The 18,549-nt window shown below is 38.1% G+C and carries 15 protein-coding genes; 8 read left to right on the top strand and 7 right to left on the bottom strand.

The annotated features are described in order from the left end of the window. The first annotated feature begins 113 nt into the window (after positions 1–113). From addB to A9C19_RS15485, 5 genes are all read left to right on the top strand, one after another. A complete protein-coding gene (gene addB, locus A9C19_RS15505; RefSeq protein WP_072580779.1) occupies positions 114–3,605 on the top strand; it encodes a helicase-exonuclease AddAB subunit AddB in 3,492 nt (1,163 codons plus the stop codon). Then, positions 3,598–7,320, top strand: a complete 3,723-nt coding sequence (gene addA / locus A9C19_RS15500; protein ID WP_072580778.1) for a helicase-exonuclease AddAB subunit AddA — start codon at positions 3,598–3,600, stop codon at positions 7,318–7,320. Before addB ends, addA begins: the two co-directional genes overlap by 8 nt. Positions 7,321–7,412: 92 nt before the next feature. Next, entirely contained in the window at positions 7,413–8,594 is a 1,182-nt protein-coding gene (locus A9C19_RS15495; protein ID WP_072580777.1) for a metallophosphoesterase family protein, read from the top strand. Further along, positions 8,591–11,992: an AAA family ATPase gene (locus A9C19_RS15490; RefSeq protein ID WP_072580776.1), complete on the top strand. Its 3,402-nt coding sequence runs from the start codon at positions 8,591–8,593 to the stop codon at positions 11,990–11,992. The genes A9C19_RS15495 and A9C19_RS15490 overlap by 4 nt, the downstream gene beginning before the upstream one ends. A 22-nt stretch (positions 11,993–12,014) precedes the next feature. After that, entirely contained in the window at positions 12,015–12,323 is a 309-nt protein-coding gene (locus A9C19_RS15485) for an HNH endonuclease (RefSeq protein ID WP_072580775.1), read from the top strand. A gap of 195 nt (positions 12,324–12,518) precedes the next feature. Here A9C19_RS15485 and A9C19_RS15480 read toward each other — a convergent pair whose 3' ends face one another. The 7 genes from A9C19_RS15480 to A9C19_RS15450 form a co-directional block, all read right to left on the bottom strand. Next, complete coding sequence (locus A9C19_RS15480) at positions 12,519–12,737, bottom strand: spore germination protein (protein WP_072580774.1); 219 nt, start codon at positions 12,735–12,737, stop codon at positions 12,519–12,521. A gap of 77 nt (positions 12,738–12,814) precedes the next feature. Beyond that, the gene (locus tag A9C19_RS15475; RefSeq protein ID WP_072580773.1) at positions 12,815–13,189 is read right to left on the bottom strand and encodes a spore germination protein GerPE; all 375 of its coding nucleotides are present in this window, start codon (positions 13,187–13,189) and stop codon (positions 12,815–12,817) included. Further along, positions 13,186–13,362, bottom strand: a complete 177-nt coding sequence (locus tag A9C19_RS15470; RefSeq protein WP_072580772.1) for a spore gernimation protein GerPD — start codon at positions 13,360–13,362, stop codon at positions 13,186–13,188. Before A9C19_RS15470 ends, A9C19_RS15475 begins: the two co-directional genes overlap by 4 nt. A gap of 14 nt (positions 13,363–13,376) precedes the next feature. Further along, complete coding sequence (gene gerPC / locus A9C19_RS15465) at positions 13,377–13,979, bottom strand: spore germination protein GerPC (protein WP_072580771.1); 603 nt, start codon at positions 13,977–13,979, stop codon at positions 13,377–13,379. Positions 13,980–14,060: 81 nt separating this feature from the next. Next, positions 14,061–14,294, bottom strand: a complete 234-nt coding sequence (locus A9C19_RS15460; RefSeq protein ID WP_072580770.1) for a spore germination protein GerPB — start codon at positions 14,292–14,294, stop codon at positions 14,061–14,063. Between the two features lie 24 nt (positions 14,295–14,318). Beyond that, positions 14,319–14,540 (bottom strand): spore germination protein, encoded by a 222-nt coding sequence (locus A9C19_RS15455; RefSeq protein ID WP_072580769.1) that lies wholly within the window; start codon positions 14,538–14,540, stop codon positions 14,319–14,321. A 206-nt stretch (positions 14,541–14,746) separates the two neighbouring features. Further along, positions 14,747–14,923 (bottom strand): aspartyl-phosphate phosphatase Spo0E family protein, encoded by a 177-nt coding sequence (locus tag A9C19_RS15450; RefSeq protein ID WP_072580768.1) that lies wholly within the window; start codon positions 14,921–14,923, stop codon positions 14,747–14,749. A gap of 606 nt (positions 14,924–15,529) precedes the next feature. Here A9C19_RS15450 and A9C19_RS15445 point away from each other — a divergent pair. From A9C19_RS15445 to A9C19_RS15435, 3 genes are all read left to right on the top strand, one after another. Beyond that, a complete protein-coding gene (locus tag A9C19_RS15445) occupies positions 15,530–16,435 on the top strand; it encodes a fumarylacetoacetate hydrolase family protein (protein ID WP_072580767.1) in 906 nt (301 codons plus the stop codon). 138 nt (positions 16,436–16,573) lie between these two features. Then, positions 16,574–17,026, top strand: a complete 453-nt coding sequence (locus A9C19_RS15440) for a hypothetical protein (protein ID WP_072580766.1) — start codon at positions 16,574–16,576, stop codon at positions 17,024–17,026. A 573-nt stretch (positions 17,027–17,599) separates the two neighbouring features. Further along, on the top strand, positions 17,600–18,538 hold the full coding sequence (locus A9C19_RS15435) for an ABC transporter ATP-binding protein (protein WP_233499190.1): 939 nt from the start codon (positions 17,600–17,602) through the stop codon (positions 18,536–18,538). Positions 18,539–18,549: the final 11 nt, after the last annotated feature.

Below are 18,549 nucleotides of genomic sequence, written 5' to 3'. Positions count from 1 at the left end.
AATGCAGGGAAAAGGAAGAAATGTACCTTTGATATTGAGGATAATCTACTCTAAGATAACGATAGATACGTATAGGAAATAGTTTAGAAGAAAAAACAAAGCGGGGAATAAACATGAGCATTCAATTTATTCTAGGTCGTTCAGGTAGTGGGAAAACAGAAACGATTCTTAATGAAATAAGAAGCAAGCTAGAAAGGGAACCAATTGGAACGCCCATTATTTATCTTGTACCTGATCAAATGACCTTTGGAGCAGAATATGAGCTGATTCGAACACCTCAATTAGGAGGTATGATTCGTGCTCAGACATTTAGCTTTAGTCGTCTGGCCTGGCGTGTACTGCAGGAGGCAGGCGGGATTACTCGTCATCATCTCTCAAACTCAGGTATTCAAATGATGCTTAGGAAGTTAGTTGAACAGAATAGGCAGGAATTCAAAGTGTTCGCGAAAGCTAGTGATAAGAATGGGTTTATTGAACAACTTGAAGGGATGCTTACAGAATTCAAGAGATATTGTTTGTCTCCACAGGAGCTTGAGGAATATCTCTTGAGGGCACACACAGATATCGACAAGAAAACATTAACAGACAAGCTGCATGATATGGCCATACTCTATAAACAGCTAGAAATAAACTTAAGTGAGCAATACGTTGATTCAGAAGACTATTTGAAGCTCTTAGCTGAAAAGGTAGAATACTCACCTTATTTACAAGCTGCCGACATCTATATTGACGGCTTTCATAGTTTTACTCCACAGGAATTTGAAGTCATTGGAGCACTCATGAAGCATGCAAAGAGTGTCAAAATTGCTTTAACGCAAGACAAGCCATATGAAGCTTTTCTTCCACATGAATTACACCTGTTTCAAATGACAGGTAAAACATACAATAAAATCCTAACGCTTGCTCATGATATGGAGAAAGAGATTGAGGAGCCCATTGTTCTTAAAGAGCAGTATCGTTTCATAAATAGTCCGTCGTTACAGCACTTAGAGTCCTATTACGATACAAGGCCTACGACAGTCTATGAACAAGAAACAGATGTGACGATTTTTCAAGCAGCTAACAGAAGAGCTGAGGTTGAAGGGATAGCAAGAGAAATCCATTCGCTTGTGAGACAATCGGGCTACCGCTACCGTGATGTGGCCTTACTTATTAGAAATTCTAACGATTATCGAGATGTCATTGAACAGGTATTCAAAGATTATGAGATTCCTTTTTTCATTGACCAAAAACGTTCCATGTTGAATCATCCCCTAGTAGAGTTAATTCGTTCCGTGCTAGAGGTGATCAATGGTTTTTGGCGTTATGAGGCAGTATTCCGAGCGGTAAAAACAGAGCTCTTGTACCCATTAGATGTGGATAAACAGCAGATGAGAGAAGAAATGGACGTTCTAGAAAACTATGTTCTTTCATACGGCATACAAGGCGCAAGATGGACAAAGGATGAACGATGGAAATATCGTCGATTTTATTCCCTAGATGATGAATTTGTCGTAACAGATGAAGAGAAGGAAATGGAAGAAAAACTGAATCATCTTCGTGGGATCGTTGTGACGCCTATAGTAACTCTTCAAAAAAGACTGAAACGTGCGAAAACAGGGCGAGCTCTTGCTGAAGCATTGTACGTATTTCTAGAAGAATTACAGATTCCACAAAAAATTGAAAAACTCAGACAAACGGCTGAGGAAAAAGGTCAGCTGCTAGAAGCAAGAGAGCATGATCAAGCGTGGCAAGCGATAGTAAACTTATTAGATGAATTTGTAGAAATGCTTGCAGAAGAGGAAGTTTCGACTAAGCTTTTTTCTGACATGCTTGAAACAGGACTTGAAGCGATGAAATTTGCCCTTGTTCCCCCAAGTATTGATCAAGTGTTAATAGCAGACTTAGAAAAGTCTAGATTTTTCAATATGAAATGCGCCTTTATTGTGGGTGTGAATGATGGTGTGTTACCTGCACGACCTAAAGAGGAAGGGATATTAACAGAGGATGATCGGGAAGCCTTGCATTTCCAAGGAATACAGCTTGCACCGACAAGTAGACAACAGCTTTTAGATGAGAATTTTATTATCTATATGGGGCTAATGAGTCCATCAGATCATCTTTATCTATCCTACCCGATGGCGGATGAAGAAGGGAAAACGTTATTACCTTCAGGTTTATTAAAAAGGATCGAGGAAATCTTTCCAAAACTAGAAAAACGAAGACTTATTAATGAACCAGAGCAGTTGTCCTTTTCGGAGCAATTAGGGTTTATGGTTAATGAACATGTCACCTTGTCCTATGTTACGTCACAGCTTCAATCATGGAAAAAGGGATACCCAATTAATCCAATTTGGTGGGATGCTTATAACTATTTTGTAACGTCTTACAACCAAGCGATTACGAAAAAGGTGCTTAGTAGCCTTTCATATGAAAATAAAACAGAGCAGCTAGATCGTGGGGTGAGTAGAGAGTTATATGGAGAGCATATTCAAGGAAGTGTTTCTAGAATGGAACAATTTAATAGCTGCCCTTTCTCTCACTTTGCTTCACATGGTTTAAAACTAAAGGAACGTCAGTTCTTTAAGCTTGAAGCGCCAGATATTGGACAAATGTTTCATTCAGCCCTAAAGCTTATATCAGACCGATTGCAGCAATTAAACATGGATTGGAAGGAGCTTTCAAAGGATAAATGTGATCGTCTATCCTTTGATGCGGTAGAAAAGCTAGCTCCGCGTTTGCAAAAAGAGATTTTACTTAGCTCTAATCGTTACCATTATATAAAGAGAAAGCTACAAAAAATTCTTTCTCGAGCTTCTACTATTTTAAGTGAGCATGCGAAAGCAAGTGGGTTTGCTCCGGTTGGACTTGAGCTTGGCTTTGGAAAAGGTGGGGAACTACCTGCGATTCGTTTTACATTACCAAACGGTTGCACGATGGAGGTAGCAGGTAGAATTGACCGTGTTGATAAAGCTGCGGGCTCTAACGGAGTGCTATTACGAATTGTTGACTATAAATCTAGTGATAAAAATGTCCAATTATCAGAAGTGTATTATGGACTTGCTCTGCAGATGCTGACATACCTTGATGTAATCATCTCGAATTCACGTATGTGGCTAGGGGTAGAGGCGTCACCGGCAGGAGTGTTGTATTTTCATGTACATGATCCGATGATTCAAGCGTCAACCATTTTATCTGATGAGAAGCTGGATGATGAAATTTTTAAAAAGTTTAAAATGAAGGGCCTATTACTTGGAGATGTTGAAGCCGTACAGATGATGGATCACTCCTTATTAGAGGGTGGTACATCAAATATAGTGGCGGCTGGGTTGAAAAAGGATGGAAGCTTCCGTTCAAATTCTTCTATCGCAAGTGAAGCGGACTTCAAGCTCTTAAGAGGTCATGTTCGATCTACTTTTAAGAGAGTAGGGACAAGTATTACGGATGGTGTCATTGATATTAGCCCTTACAAAATAAAAGATAAAATGCCTTGTACGTATTGTGAATACAAATCAGTTTGCCAGTTCGATGATTCATTAGAAGAAAATAATTATCGTGTACTAAAGAGCGAAAAAAATGAGGATATACTAAGTAGATTAAGAGAGGAGGTTAAGGGTGATGAGTGAGTTTATGGCAAAACCAGAAAATAGCCAGTGGACGGATGATCAATGGAAGGCAATCGCTGCTAGTGGACAGGATATTTTAGTTGCGGCCGCTGCTGGATCTGGAAAAACAGCTGTATTAGTTGAACGAATTATACGAAAGATTCTTTCAAGGGAAAACCCTGTAGATGTAGATTCCCTTCTAGTCGTGACATTTACAAATGCATCTGCTGCGGAAATGAGGAGCCGTATTGGAGAGGCCCTTGAGAAATCACTAAAGGATAACCCATCTTCTCTTCATTTACGTAGACAGCTTACTTTATTAAATAAAGCATCTATATCAACTCTTCATTCTTTCTGCTTACAGGTTGTAAGGAAGTACTATTATTTAATTAATATTGATCCAGGCTTCCGTATTGCTGATCAAACAGAGGGACAACTCCTTATTGATGAGGTACTCGATGAGTTATTTGAAGAAGAATACAGCGATGAAAATAATGAAGAGTTTTTTGATTTGGTTGATCGTTATACATCAGACCGAAGTGATATGGAGCTTCAAACACTGATTCGAGAGCTGTATTTTTTCTCGAGATCTCATCCTACTCCAACCGAGTGGCTTAACGATCTAGCTAACATGTATGATCTTAAAGATGAAGCGGATTTTGAATCGTTACCATTTTTGACATTCTTACTTCAAGATATCGATATGCAGCTAAGTGGGGTTCGTGAACAATTATTACAAGCAATGGAGCTAACAAAGCAGCCAGCAGGTCCTGCCCCACGTGCAGAAAATTTAGAGGATGATTTGAAGCAGCTTGCCAACATTATGGCGCATAAGAATTCATGGGATCAATTAGGGGAGCAGCTTAAGAGCTTTAAGCCTTCACGTGCAAAAATAGTGAAGGGTGATCAATATGATAAAAAGCTGACAGATCAAGTAACATCCTTACGAAATGCAGCAAAAAAGCAAATAGAGCAATTACGAGATGAATTATTTTCGCGCTCCCTTTCTAATTACAAACAGGATTTTCTACATTTAAAGCCTGTGGTGTCCAAACTTGTCTCACTTGTTCAACAATTCGCGCTCCGATACGAGGGAATGAAGAAGGAAAAGGGACTTGTTGATTTTGCTGATTTAGAGCATTATTGCTTGCAGATCTTAAAGGGTGAAGACGATCAGTCAAGTGAAGCAGCTCTTTATTACAAGCACCAATTTGTTGAGGTTCTTGTCGATGAATACCAGGATACGAATCTTGTACAAGAATCGATCTTAAAGCTAGTGACAAAGGATACAGAATCAGCTGGCAATTTGTTTATGGTTGGTGATGTAAAGCAATCCATTTACCGCTTTCGCTTGGCTGAGCCTTTCCTTTTTCTGAGTAAATATAAACGATTTACTCAAGCTGGGGACGTATCGGGGATGAGAATAGATTTATCGAAAAACTTCCGAAGTCGTTCAGAGATTTTAGATGGCACGAACTACTTGTTTAAGCAGATCATGGGCGAGAATGTTGGAGAGATTATCTATGATCATGACGCTGAGCTAAAACTAGGTGCAAGCTACCCTGAAAACGAACAAATGAGTACTGAGCTACTCTTAATTGAGAAGGGTGGCAAGGACAACGAATCTGAGTCCGAGGAGCTAGAGCAAGCTGGTTTATTTGATGAGCAAGAGCTTGAAACGGTCCAGCTAGAAGCACGAATCATGGCTAAAAGAATAAAAAAACTTATTGAACAACAATTTCCTGTATATGATCGAGGGATAGATGGAACAAGACCGATGACGTATCGAGATGTTGTCATACTATTACGTTCTATGCCATGGGCACCTCAAATTATGGAGGAATTTAAACAAGCGGGCATCCCTGTCTATGCCAATCTTTCTAATGGATATTTCGAAGCAACAGAAGTCGCGATTATGATGTCCTTGCTAAAAGTCATCGATAATCCATTTCAGGATATTCCTCTAGCAGCTGTGCTACGTTCACCAATCGTAGATGCGACAGAAAACGAAATGGCCTTAATTCGTACCTTTGATCGGAAAGGCACGTTTTATGATGCGGTTAAAGCGTGTGTATCCTCGGAAGGTGATGAAAGGCATCAAAGCTTGATACAGAAGCTAAAAGCATTTGTCGCTTTACTTGAAAGCTGGCGTGACCTTGCTAGACAAGGATCTGTTTCTGAATTAATTTGGCAGTTATACCGTGATACAAAGTTTTTTGATTTTGTTGGCGGTATGCCGGGTGGAAAGCAGCGTCAAGCGAATCTTCGTGCCTTATATGATCGAGCAAGACAATACGAAGCAACGTCCTTTAGAGGTTTGTTCCGCTTCCTTCGTTTTATTGAAAGAATGCAGGATCGTGGCGATGACCTAGGAGCCGCTCGTGCATTAGGTGAACAAGAGGATGTTGTCAGACTCATGACAATTCATAGTTCAAAAGGTCTTGAGTTCCCAGTTGTTTTTGTGGCGGGACTTTCTAAGCAATTCAATATGATGGATCTAAATAAAAAGTACCTCCTAGATAAAGAATTAGGTTTTGGGACAAAGTTGATTAATCCGAAATTACGTGTGAGCTATCCAACGCTTCCATATCTTGCGTTAAAAAAGAAGATGAGGATGGAATTGCTTGCTGAGGAAATGCGGGTCCTTTATGTTGCATTAACACGTGCGAAGGAAAAGCTTTACTTGGTAGGTACCTTGAAGGATGCAGAAAAGAAGCTTACTGATTGGCGTAATCACCTTTCTCATCAAGAGTGGCTTTTACCTGACTTTGAGAGGGCAAAAGCAAAAAGCTATATGGACTGGGTGGGACCAGCGTTAATCCGCCATAAGGATTGCTATATGATGTCAGATGGAATGGTATGCTTACAGGAGGAGATCTCTCAGCACCCATCTAAGTGGACTGTTGAAAAGGTAAATGGAGAGGATCTGAAGGAAGTCTTTGCAAATGAAGAGCAAATAAATACGGAGAGATTAGCTTCCATTCAAAAAGGGGAAGAGGTATCCATTGAAAGTGACCAGAAGGCATTAGTAAAGGAGCAGCTTACGTTTGTTTATCCTTATTTAGAAAATACGAAAAAGCGTTCGAAGCAATCTGTAACCGAGTTGAAAAGACAGCAAGAGGTTAGAGATGAATACAGCGATCAGCAGTTTGTAAAGAAGGAACGATCGTCATCATTCCTATACAACCGACCTAATTTCATGCAAGAAAAATCCATTTCAGCAGCTGAACGAGGAACAGCAATGCATACAGTGATGCAACATCTTTCTATTACAGAACCAGTAACAGCTGAGAGAGTCCAATTGAAAATTAAAGAGCTGATAGAAAAGGAAATCTTAACAGAACAATTAGCGAGTGTGATTGATCGTCATCAAATCGTTCAATTCTTTTCAACGGAGGTTGGAGCTAGAATGCTTCAAGCAAAGCAAGTGTATCGTGAGGTTCCATTTAGCTATGCGTTGAAATCAGATGGGGATAATGAAATGGATGAGCCAATTTTAGTACAAGGGGTCATCGACTGCTTATTTGAGGATGAGCTAGGAACGGTTCTATTAGACTATAAAACAGATACGATTAAGGGGAAATTTGCTAGTTTTATTGATGCAGAGCCTATATTGAAGGATCGATATCAAGTTCAAATTGATTTATATGGAAAAGCCATTGAAGAAATCATACAAAGACCTCTACAAGAAAGATATTTATTTTTCTTTGACGGTGGTTACTTAGTGAAAATGTAAGGAAACAGGGAAGTTCACAGACGGATGAGAGGTGTGAACTTCCTTTCTTGCTCTTATAGAATAGTAAATAACTAGAAAGGAAGTCGATGTTGATGCGCATATTGCATACAGCTGATTGGCATCTAGGACGATCATTAGAAGGTCGAAGCCGATTGGTAGAGCAAGCAGAATTTATAGACGAGCTTGTGAAAATTGTAGAAGAAGAACAAATTGATGCCATCCTGATGGCTGGAGATGCATTTGATACGGTCAATCCGCCTGCTGCAGCTGAGCAGCTATTCTACGAAGGACTTTCAAGGCTATCTGATCATGGAAGGCGCCCAATCATTGTGATAGCAGGCAATCATGATAACCCAGATCGATTATCCGCAGCCTCACCATTAACAGGTAATCATGCTATCCATTTAATCGGCTATCCATTGATGGATACGATAAAAATTGATGTTCCAAAAGCCGGGCAAAAAATGCAAGTGGCAGCACTAGCTTATCCTTCTGAAGCTAGACTTGAACAAATCCTATCAGCAGAACATGAAGAAGTTCAGCTTAGAAATAAATATGATGAAAAGATCCGTGAAATTTTTGGGAAGATGAGTGAACAATTTCAAAAGGATACTGTAAATATAGCGATGAGCCACATTCATGTAGCGGGTGGAAGCTCAACTGATTCAGAACGACCAATTGAAGTTGGTGGGGCATACACAGTGGCAGCAACTAGTATGCCCGAAGCCGCTCAATACGTAGCGCTAGGTCACTTACATCGTCCGCAAACTATAAAACGTGCAAGCACCTTAACTCGCTATTCTGGATCACCACTTGCGTACAGCTTTTCAGAAATTGGCTATACAAAATCCGTTACTATTATTGAAGCACAGCCAAATCAACCAGTTGAAATAAGAGAAATCCCTCTTTCTTCTGGAAAACCGCTTGTGAAATGGAAAGCGACAGAAGGGATAACTCAAGTCCATCAATGGCTTGATGAGGGGAAGGATGCCAATGCGTGGATTGATTTGCAAATTCATTTAACGTCGACTCTTTCTATTGAAGAAATTCATCGTCTGAGAAAATGGCATCCTGGTTTTATTCATATTCGACCTGTTTTTGAGCAAGAGCTAGAAGTTGCAGCAACAAGACAAGCGAATGTACCGATTGACCAGCTTTTTACCCAGTTTTATGAAAAACAAACAGGTGGTGCAAAGCCTGAGGATGAACTAATTAAGCTATTCTTAGAGCTTGTGAATCAAGAGGATGAATCTGAGGAGGGAGATGACCAATGAAGCCCATTCAGTTATCAGTAGCTGGTTTGCATAGCTTTAGAGAAAAGCAAACCATTGACTTTGATTCTCTTTGTGACGGAGGTATCTTTGGTATTTTCGGTCCTACTGGAAGTGGGAAATCCTCCATTTTAGATGCGATGACGCTAGCCTTATATGGAAAAGTTGAACGTGCTATGAACAACACTCACGGTATTTTAAATCATGCCGAAGAAAAGCTGACTGTATCGTTCACTTTTGAGCTTGAAAATGCTTCAGCAAAAAAAAGATACATTGTGGAACGGACCTTTAAACGTACTGACGAGATTAAGGTGAAAACCTCCATTTGTCGGTTGATAGAGGTTTCAACTGAACATGTTGTTTTAGCTGACAAGGCTGTTGAGGTTAATGAGAAAGTGTATGGGTTGTTAGGGTTAACAATTGATGATTTCACACGTGCCGTTGTTCTTCCTCAAGGTAAATTTGCGGAGTTTTTATCATTAAAAGGTGCGGAGAGAAGACAAATGCTTCAGCGCTTATTCCATCTTGAACAATACGGAGATAAGATGCTAAAAAAACTGAAAAAACGTTTAACATTAGCAAAAGCTAAACACAATGAACTTGAAGCGGAAAAAACTGGTTTAGGAGATGCCTCAAAAGAAGCTGTTAAAGCAGCAGAATCCGATGTTGAACAAGCAGAAAACCTTTTAGAAAAACGAACAAAAGAACTAGAACAGGTAACAAAAGAGTTCGAAGAAAAGCAAGAAGTATGGAAGCTTCAGCAAGAGCAGGAAAACATCGAAAAGGATAAGCGAGTTCTACTATTAAACGAGGCTGATATCAAACGTCTAAGGGTTGAGTTGAAGAGAGCAGAGGAAGCTGAATTTTTACGTCCCTATGCAGAAGCTTTGCAAAGAAGTCAATCAGATTATCGTGACGCAAAACAACAGCTTCATGATAATGAAGCGACGTTTCATCATATAAAGAAACAATATGATGAAACGACAAAAGCATATGAAGCGATTCGTAAGGAAAAGTCCGAAGAGGAGCCGAAGCTAGTAGCTAAACGTGAAAAGCTTGTTCAGTTGGAAAAAGTGGAACAGGAGCTTCTTCAAGATAAAAAGCAACTGGCTCAACTTACAGAAAATAACAATAAATTAAAAGAACGGCATCAAGCAAGTGAAGAACTTTTAGTAAAAGCAACACAATTAGTAGAAAAAGCATTGAGTAAGCAACAAGACTTAAAAGAAGAGCAGAAAAAGATGGTTGTTACAACAAAAGAGCGTGAACAAATTAGCTCTGCTTCTGATTTAAAACAGCAAGTAGTACAAATAAACCAGCAGCTTGATGAAGTAAGTGAAGTTGTGAGAAATAAACAGAATGTACTTGAAGTAGAAAAGAATCAACAAAAGGTTCTTCAAAAACAACTCACAGACGTTCAAGTTAAGCTGAGAGAAGAGTATGAAAGTTTAACACAATTGTTTTTTGTTATTTCTGAAAGAGAAAATGAGTACAATCACTTTCTGCAGATGTGTAAAAAACGTGTGGAGGATGAGCTCACAAAACAAGAAGAAGTGAAAGCAAAGGAACTAGCCTTTGAGCTAGTGAATCAGCTTCAAGAAGGTGCACCATGTCCGGTGTGTGGGTCAACTCATCATCCAGACATCGCTCAAAAACATGATCAAAACAGACCTGAATCAGACGAAATCACTAAGCAACTTAAACAAGAGCTTGAAACATTACAAAGCATTCAATATGAGCCTCAATCGTTAAAAGTAAAAGCTGAAGCTTTATCACAGCAGCTTGTTTCAGAGTTTTCATTCTTACATGAATTTGTTTCTAAGGAACAAAGTGAAAGGAACGGACTTCTGTCAGGCGTAAAGGATCCTACCATTCGTCAAGGCTTTGACGTATTTCATACGGAATTTAAAGCACTAAATCAAGATTTTCTTCAAGCAAAAACAACGACCGAACGATTGGTCAAACAGCTAAGGCAGCTAAGGCAGGAAACTCAAAGAAAAGAAGATTTTATTTCATCTACAGCAGGTGAAGAAAAAGAGTGGGAGGAAAAACAACGTAAGATTGAGACTAAGTTAGTGGAAGTGAAGCAAACGTATTCCGAGCTTTTCCCTCATCTACCATTTGCTCAGCTTGAACAATTGCAACAAGAAATGAGACAAAAGGATGAGTCGTTTGAACTGTTAAACGAACGCATTCAAAAAAGTGTCATGTTTATAGAAGAACAACAGGAAATGGTGAAAACACAAGAAAAGCTAGCACAAAAATTAATAGAAGAACAAATAGAAATTGACACGACCATTTCCAATCGTAAAGCAATGGTAAATGAAAAGCAGGAAAAGCTGAAGCAAGCAGGATTGAAAAATCCCTTTCATCAAGAAATCCAAGAAACGGAAGCAACGCTAAGACGCTTAGTTGATACAGAAAAGGAGCTATATGACTTATGGCAACAAACTTCTATGAAGCTTCAGAAAAAGCAAAGTGACTTGGCTGCAGCCGAAAAGACGTTTGAAAGAGCAACAGGAACTTTATCTGAGGCCAATCAAAAGTGGAATATGGTTAAAGAGGACACATCTTTTCAATCAGTTGAAGAAACGTTGGCTTCCATTTTATCTTCTACAGGTAAACAGGAGCTTAAGAATAAAATTGAAGAATATGAGGACAAACTAAAACAGCTTACTACTGATTTACAGCGTGTAACTGAAAAGCTAGCGGGTAGAAAGGTTACACTTGAAGAATGGTCATCTATGCAACAAATAAGACTTGAGATGCAGAAGATGGTGAACGAAGCGGTTGAAGCAAAGGGTGCAGCTGCTAGGGTGGTAGAAGAGCTTTTATCAAAGCATATCCGATTCTCAGAGATTGAAGTGGAACAAAAAGAGCTAAGTACATTACTTCAGCATTTAGAAAAACTTCAATCTGTATTTAAAGGAAACAGCTTTGTAGAGTATGTTGCACAGGAGCAGCTTCAACAAGTAAGTCGTGATGCTTCCGAACGATTGAGTATTTTAACAAGAGGCAGATATGCGATAGAAGTAGACTCTCAAGGTGGGTTTACCATGCGAGACGACGCGAACGGGGGAGTAAGGAGACCTGTTTCAACCTTATCTGGAGGAGAAACCTTCTTAACCTCATTAGCGTTAGCCCTTTCCTTATCAACACAAATCCAATTGCGAGGAGAGTACCCACTTCAATTCTTCTTCTTGGATGAAGGATTTGGAACATTGGATATTGAGTTGCTAGATACCGTCATAACTGCGCTTGAAAAGCTACAAGCACAGAACCTTTCAGTCGGTGTCATTAGCCACGTTCAAGAGCTTCGTGCTAGGTTACCAAGGAAATTAATCGTCAATCCAGCAGAACCATCTGGGAAAGGAACAACCGTTCATTTAGAATCTCTATAGTCATTTAAAAGGGATTGAGTATATGGCGAAAAAAGAAATTGGGCAGTGTGAGCTTTGTGGGAGGGAAGAAGTTGAGACAACCATCCACCACTTAACACCGAAGGAAATGGGTGGGACCTTTATGCCAACTGCAAAGCTTTGTATTCCTTGTCATAAACAAGTACATGCACTTTATACGAATGAAGAGCTTGCTAGCAGGCTGTCTACAATAGAAGAATTGAGGACAGATGACAAACTAAGAAGCTTTGTGAAGTGGATTAGAAAGCAACCGTCGAGTAAGCTTGTGTCGATACGAAAATCGAACGAACGAAAGCAAAAAGGAAGAAAATAAACAAAGGAGGATGATTCGCAAAATAGTCGAATCATCCTCTTTTATCTGAGTATAGTTCTTGCTTAGGAAACGATAAACTGGCCTGCTTGTGGATAAGCATTTTGATAGCTAGCTCCAGAAGTCTGACTAGTTGTAAAGTAAGTCAGGGGCTCATGTAAAGCACGTAACATCGCCCTTTTGCTCCTAGGTCATTTATTAATTATTCGCAACCATGTTTTGATCTGTTACATCTGGATCAATTAAATTCGTTGCACTTACTCCGTTGTTGATAATATGAAAATCACCTGTGCTTCCTCCACCTGAGCCTGAAGCGGATTTTGATTGGCTTTTCGGTGATAAATAAAATGAATCCCCAAAATTGACGACTCCTCCACCAACACTGTTAATCTTTATAGGTCCTACAATAGCTGGCATATAAAACATCCTTTTTTATTTGCTAGTACTCCAGTCTATGCGGGTGAATTTTGCTTTGTTCATGAATAAGTTATAAGTTATCCATTTAAATCTTTTAACTGGCGAAAATGCTTTGTGCGTGTTTCACACATGATATCTCTTGTCGATCCAATATGGAATACCCCTGAACTTGAAATGGCGGTGACATGAATCGATGAAACATTGATTTTAGGTTTTTCGTGGAAAAAATTTGTGGTCAGCTTTTCGTAATTGATTGGCTTTGGTATTTCTTCAGAGAAGATTGGATAGTTTGAGAGATCTCCCTCTGATTCATAATATCTTTCTTCCTCCCGTTGAATGGCAAGGACCTTTACTGAAGGTGTTACTTGTTGTGAATCCCCAATATGAAAAACAGAGCTAATCCCAATTGAATTTACATAAGCAGATGTAACTTGTGAATATCGACTAATCATTGTGGAGCCAATGGTACTAATGGACCAATAATTAATGATTCAGGTGGTGTATCAAATACAGAGGAAAGAGAAATTGTGTTTGTATCCCCAACTAAAAAAACGGAAGAACTGGAGACACCCACCACTTTGATTGCTCCAACTTGCAGATCATGGTTTACAACCGTGAAGTTCATTTTTTTCCTCCCTTTCAGTTGCTATTTTTAGGAAGATGGGTCAGGAAATGCATGATTGATTTCTCGACGTCATGCTGTACCTTTGACATTACTTCTTGTTTTTTCTCAAGTAAGGAATCTTGCTCAGTTAATACTTGACCGTTGATGTAATATTGGATGCGACTGTCTATTTGCTTGCGTATATCTTCAATAATATGTTTTCGATGAGGGTCATCTAAGCTGACTCCATGCTGCTTTTCGGCCTGTTGAATCATGTGTACACATTCATTGTTTAAAAAGTGTTTCATATCTTGACTACATTGTGTGAAAAGCTGTTGGCGAAGCTGCTGGTGAATTCCATTCACATTCATTCCTTTTTGCTGCACATCAAAATTGTCAATTTGTTCGGGATCGGTAGGATTTAAGCCAATGTTTAAAGTGCCATCTAATTGTTCAACCTTTAGTTGGTCGAATTTATATTCAATTTTTTCAATATTAGTTACAGGTTGAGTTTTTAAACGCTCTATTTCGGAACGTAGCTCCTGAATGAATGTTGTTAATTGTTTGATCTTTTCATCCTGATGTTGGACATATTGATGGAGCTGCTGTAAGTATTTCATCGTCTCGTTATTGTACATCTTCTTTAACACCCACCTTTATCTACATTAGCTGTTACCTATGATATATGCTAAGAAGCAAAAATAGGTGAATGCCTAATGCTAAGCTGTTGGCGAAGAAAGTGGGACAAGAATTCCTTCCGTTTCGCCAGTAACAACGCCTGTAGGAGTTTCTGTTTCAATCTGTGGAGCGGCTTGAGTAAATCCACCCGTATTATATAAATTAGTGAGAGGTTTGATCATTCCAGCACTTCCGATTTGTAAGACAGAGGAATTATTCACAGCGCCTACTCGTAGATAATTAATACAAATGGTTTGATTAATATAAAAATTCATTGTACACCCTCCTTGATGATTCAATTAAAGATTTCCTGAGATAGGCTGGTCAATGACATCATTATCGTACGTATTTGTAACAGAGTTCTGGTTGTATATATTAAGTCCATCACCAGTGTTAAATGAGCCTGCACCTGCGAATGTTTTTACTTCACTATAAGGAGAGATTGTTATAACATCTCCAACATGGACAATGCTACTGGTTCCAACGCTATTTACCTTAAAAGCTCCTACAATAGCTGGCATGTTAAACATCCTTTTTAAATTTGGTTAATTGCTTTTAAGGTAGTTTATGACAGGGAACAGAAAATGTGTGATATTCGCGGAAGAAGTAAGCTAGAAGAGTGGCTTTACCAGGTTCTTTCTTTGATGGTGAATAGCATGAAGTGTGAACGAGTGTATAAATGAAGGAGTAAAACCACGATGTTGAAACTGCAGGACTTTAATTTTTATTAACGGCAAGCAGAAAGTTCTTTAGCTTGAATATATTTGTCGTTTGTTTTTTTTATTTGTTGAAGCAATAATACGTCTAATTCTTGGCTACATTGTATTGTTTCATGAGAGTTCATTCCATGAATTTTTGCCGTTTTGATTAAATGTTTCCTTTTTTGTTCAATTTCATTAATCATTTGTAATCCTCTTTCTCGTAAAGTAGTGGGAGGTTAATCATACTAATATGCTGGAGTTTGTTATTGGCCCTAAACACATCGACAACTACGGACAGAATATCAGGCACTTTTCTTTTATTTGACTAATTACTATCAATTTACTAGTGAAATAGTCATTATTCAAATTCATCACAAGCGCAATTTAAATGAAAACAGCCAAAAAATAAAAACAAGACTAGTATACAATGGATTTTAAAGAAAAACTCATATTCGCTAAAATAACAAATAAAGATACATAATTCTACATTTTTATCTTTTCTCTCTAGTTTTGAACATTTTTGAAAAAGGTTGTAAAATGAAGTACAGAATAAGTTGTAAGAAATAGAAGGGAATTATAGTCATTATTTACCAGTGAAGTCCTAGAAGTAATTAAGCAGAGAGCGACTCATACTGGATACATAATACTAGTTTATAGTGCATATCTAAGATTCGAGAGTTTTTTAGAGAACAATGGTGTAGAAAATGACTAAAATTTAAAACGGAGAGTATATTGTTAAAGTTCAACTGATAAGATAAAAAGCTATAGGATAACCTATAAAAGCGTTCGTAAAAAGAAGGAGGCTTCATATGAAGTTTGTCACGGCACAAATACATTCTGAAGAATTTATCGGTATTTTATATGAAAACAAAGTGATTGATTTACATAAGGCTGAAAAGGAAATTTTTGAGCTAACCTCTTTTCCAGCTACTTTATTTGAGTGTGTAGCATTAGGAGATAAGTTCATACAAGATGTTCAGCAAATTGTAGATAAAATAAAAATAGATGGCTCTGAAGGATATCTTTATCCACTAGAAGAAGTCAAAATTCTTGCTCCAATTAAAAAACCTACGAAAAATATCTTTTGTGTGGGGAAAAATTATCGTGAACACGCAATTGAAATGGGAAGTGAAGCAGATATCCCAAGTCATGTGATGTTATTTTCAAAGGCTCCTACATCAGTGATTGGTCATTTGGAAACCATTGATCCTCATCTCCATATTACAAACGAGCTGGATTATGAAGGAGAGCTTGCTGTCATTATCGGTAAAACAGGGAAACGTATTAGTGAAGCAGATGCATTGGACTATGTATTTGGATATACAATCCTTAACGATATAACAGCAAGAAATCTTCAATCACAGCATAAGCAATTTTTATTAGGGAAAAGCTTAGATACTTCATGTCCAATAGGACCTTATCTTGTGCATAAATCAGCCATTCCTGATCCATATACTCTATCTGTTAAAACCCGGGTAAATGAAGAGCTTAGACAAGATGGCCATACAAAAGATATGATTTTTTCAATTGAACATATCATTTCAACCATTTCTCAAGGTACCACGCTAGAACCTGGTGATATTATTGCAACAGGAACGCCATCGGGTGTTGGGAAAGGCTTTAAACCCCCAAGATTTTTAAAGCCAGGGGATACTGTTGAAATTGAAATTGACGGTATTGGAACATTAAAAAATGTAATAGGAGAACAAATGTAGGAGTTAATCTATCGTGATTAGCTTCTTTTTTTACGGTCCGCTTCCTGCTGCCAACCGTTCAACAATCTAGCTCTTAAAATGACGAAACCTTTTAACCTAGTTTACGTCTACATTAAAAACAGAATGGGAGGGGATTAGATGAAAAAAATATTCGTACTATGTATTGTAATCATTTCAGTATTTTCGCTATTAGCCTGTTCAATGAATCAAGAAGATGAACAGGTGAGCAAAAAAGATACCCTTGAAAAGTGGGAAATTAGAAATCAATTTGTAAGGGATGGTAAAGTCTTATTAACTGTTTACCCAGATCCAGTGCTATCTGCAGAACATCCTTTTGGAGCTGTCTTACATTTCACAGAATCCTTTGAAGCATTTAAAGGGAAACAATTATCTATATACGCTTATCATAAGCAAACAAGTGAAAAAATAACAGTGCAAGCTCCTGAAACGATTAATGAAGCATCACCGGGTTATACAAGTTTAGATCGTTATCCAGTTACTTCTGTACTTCCTAAAAGTGGGATCTGGCGTTATGAGGTATATTTAGATCAAAGCTTTTATGCCGATTTTGTTTTACATGTTAAAGAGTAATCAATCGTTAAGAATGTCATTGGACAATTGAAAGCATCATAAGACAGCTCTCGAGCTAACGAGAGAAAGTACGAGTTAAAGGTAGTTCGAGAAACTAAATCAATTATTACCTGAATGCATTTATAAATTGAATTCTTAGCACCTCCCTGGTTGACCTATAAGTAGTAGGATATGATGTCAGCAACTTGCTGCTGATGTAACATGGTATTAATACGATATTGTTCTTTAATCTCTTTACTAGGTCGTTATTAAGTGAAATCCGTTCATCATAGTAGATCTGTGTTTCTTTAAGATAAGCATGTATGAAATTGATTCACCTAATTGAAAACTCGATTATTCAAATTTTTCACTTTTTAACTTGACTCTTTCTTTACCAGAGAATCTTAGTATGATAGCTTTATAAGTGAAACACCACATATTCATACTATTCAACCACACTCCATAGAAAAATCCACATATACTACTAGAAGTGAATGTATCCAATCCTATGAACTGCTACCATATGCATGAACATCTTTCAACGTGAATCACATAAAGTCAAGATGACTCTAATTGGAGGCTCTAGGTCACATTATGACGATGATTAAGTGTAAAAATGTAAACAAGTCGTTTGGGAACCATCAAGTTGTAAAGGACTTCAATCTAGCTATTAAAGAAGGGGAAGTTTTTGGACTATTAGGACCAAATGGGGCAGGTAAAACAACCACGATCTCCATGATGACCTCCCAGATATACCCAACAAGTGGAGAAATATCTATTAATGGTTTAAATATTGTACAGAATCAACTGGAGGTCAAAAAGGCTGTAGGAATAGTGCCACAGGATATCGCGCTGTATCCTATGCTTAGTGCTATAGATAATTTAACTTTTTTTGGCGAGCTATATGGTATAAAAGGTAAAAAGGCGAAAGAGAAGGTTAATCAACTTCTTCACCTAGTAGGTCTAGCTGATCGAGCTAAAGAACCAATTAAAAATTATTCGGGTGGAATGAAACGAAGAATTAATATTGCCGCTGCATTACTCCATGACCCTCTTGTTGTGTTTATGGATGAACCAACAGTAGGAATTGATCCGCAATCTAGGAATCAGATTTTTGAATTAGTGAACATGCTAAAAGAAAACGGCATGACCATCATCTATACGACTCATTATATGGAAGAAGCGACTAAGCTTTGTGATCGAGTCGCTATCATTGATGATGGAAAAATCATTTCTCTTGGAACAGTGGAAGAGCTAGTTGCACAGGTTCATGGTGGAGTCATTGAACTTTCAACAGTAAATAGTACTGAGGCTGATTTCATTGAAGAAGGATTGAAAACAAGGTCGTTCTGTAAGAATATCCGTAGAACAGGTACACATTTTGAGTTAGTTGTAGAGGATATGAACGATAACGTTGCCAAGCTTTTAGAATGGTTTAAATCTAGTCAGTTTGAGGCAACGATTACAAACATCATGAATCCCTCTTTAGAAACGCTATTTTTATATAAAACTGGGAAGAAATTAAGAGATTAACAGCAGAAAAG

Source organism: Bacillus weihaiensis, assembly GCF_001889165.1.
Lineage (GTDB): Bacteria > Bacillota > Bacilli > Bacillales > Bacillaceae > Metabacillus > Metabacillus weihaiensis.
The sequence above is the reverse complement of the archived record's forward strand: the minus strand, read 5'-3'. Positions and strand labels throughout refer to the sequence as shown.

What these genes read in the sequence shown, in the direction of transcription:
- addB (WP_072580779.1), top strand. Translation starts at nt 114, where the DNA reads ATGAGCATTCAATTTATTCTAGGTCGTTCAGGTAGTGGGAAAACAGAA.
- addA (WP_072580778.1), top strand. Translation starts at nt 3,598, where the DNA reads ATGAGTGAGTTTATGGCAAAACCAGAAAATAGCCAGTGGACGGATGAT.
- A9C19_RS15495 (WP_072580777.1), top strand. Translation starts at nt 7,413, where the DNA reads ATGCGCATATTGCATACAGCTGATTGGCATCTAGGACGATCATTAGAA.
- A9C19_RS15490 (WP_072580776.1), top strand. Translation starts at nt 8,591, where the DNA reads ATGAAGCCCATTCAGTTATCAGTAGCTGGTTTGCATAGCTTTAGAGAA.
- A9C19_RS15485 (WP_072580775.1), top strand. Translation starts at nt 12,015, where the DNA reads ATGGCGAAAAAAGAAATTGGGCAGTGTGAGCTTTGTGGGAGGGAAGAA.
- A9C19_RS15480 (WP_072580774.1), bottom strand. Translation starts at nt 12,737, where the DNA reads ATGCCAGCTATTGTAGGACCTATAAAGATTAACAGTGTTGGTGGAGGA.
- A9C19_RS15475 (WP_072580773.1), bottom strand. Translation starts at nt 13,189, where the DNA reads ATGATTAGTCGATATTCACAAGTTACATCTGCTTATGTAAATTCAATT.
- A9C19_RS15470 (WP_072580772.1), bottom strand. Translation starts at nt 13,362, where the DNA reads ATGAACTTCACGGTTGTAAACCATGATCTGCAAGTTGGAGCAATCAAA.
- gerPC (WP_072580771.1), bottom strand. Translation starts at nt 13,979, where the DNA reads ATGTACAATAACGAGACGATGAAATACTTACAGCAGCTCCATCAATAT.
- A9C19_RS15460 (WP_072580770.1), bottom strand. Translation starts at nt 14,294, where the DNA reads ATGAATTTTTATATTAATCAAACCATTTGTATTAATTATCTACGAGTA.
- A9C19_RS15455 (WP_072580769.1), bottom strand. Translation starts at nt 14,540, where the DNA reads ATGCCAGCTATTGTAGGAGCTTTTAAGGTAAATAGCGTTGGAACCAGT.
- A9C19_RS15450 (WP_072580768.1), bottom strand. Translation starts at nt 14,923, where the DNA reads ATGATTAATGAAATTGAACAAAAAAGGAAACATTTAATCAAAACGGCA.
- A9C19_RS15445 (WP_072580767.1), top strand. Translation starts at nt 15,530, where the DNA reads ATGAAGTTTGTCACGGCACAAATACATTCTGAAGAATTTATCGGTATT.
- A9C19_RS15440 (WP_072580766.1), top strand. Translation starts at nt 16,574, where the DNA reads ATGAAAAAAATATTCGTACTATGTATTGTAATCATTTCAGTATTTTCG.
- A9C19_RS15435 (WP_233499190.1), top strand. Translation starts at nt 17,600, where the DNA reads ATGACGATGATTAAGTGTAAAAATGTAAACAAGTCGTTTGGGAACCAT.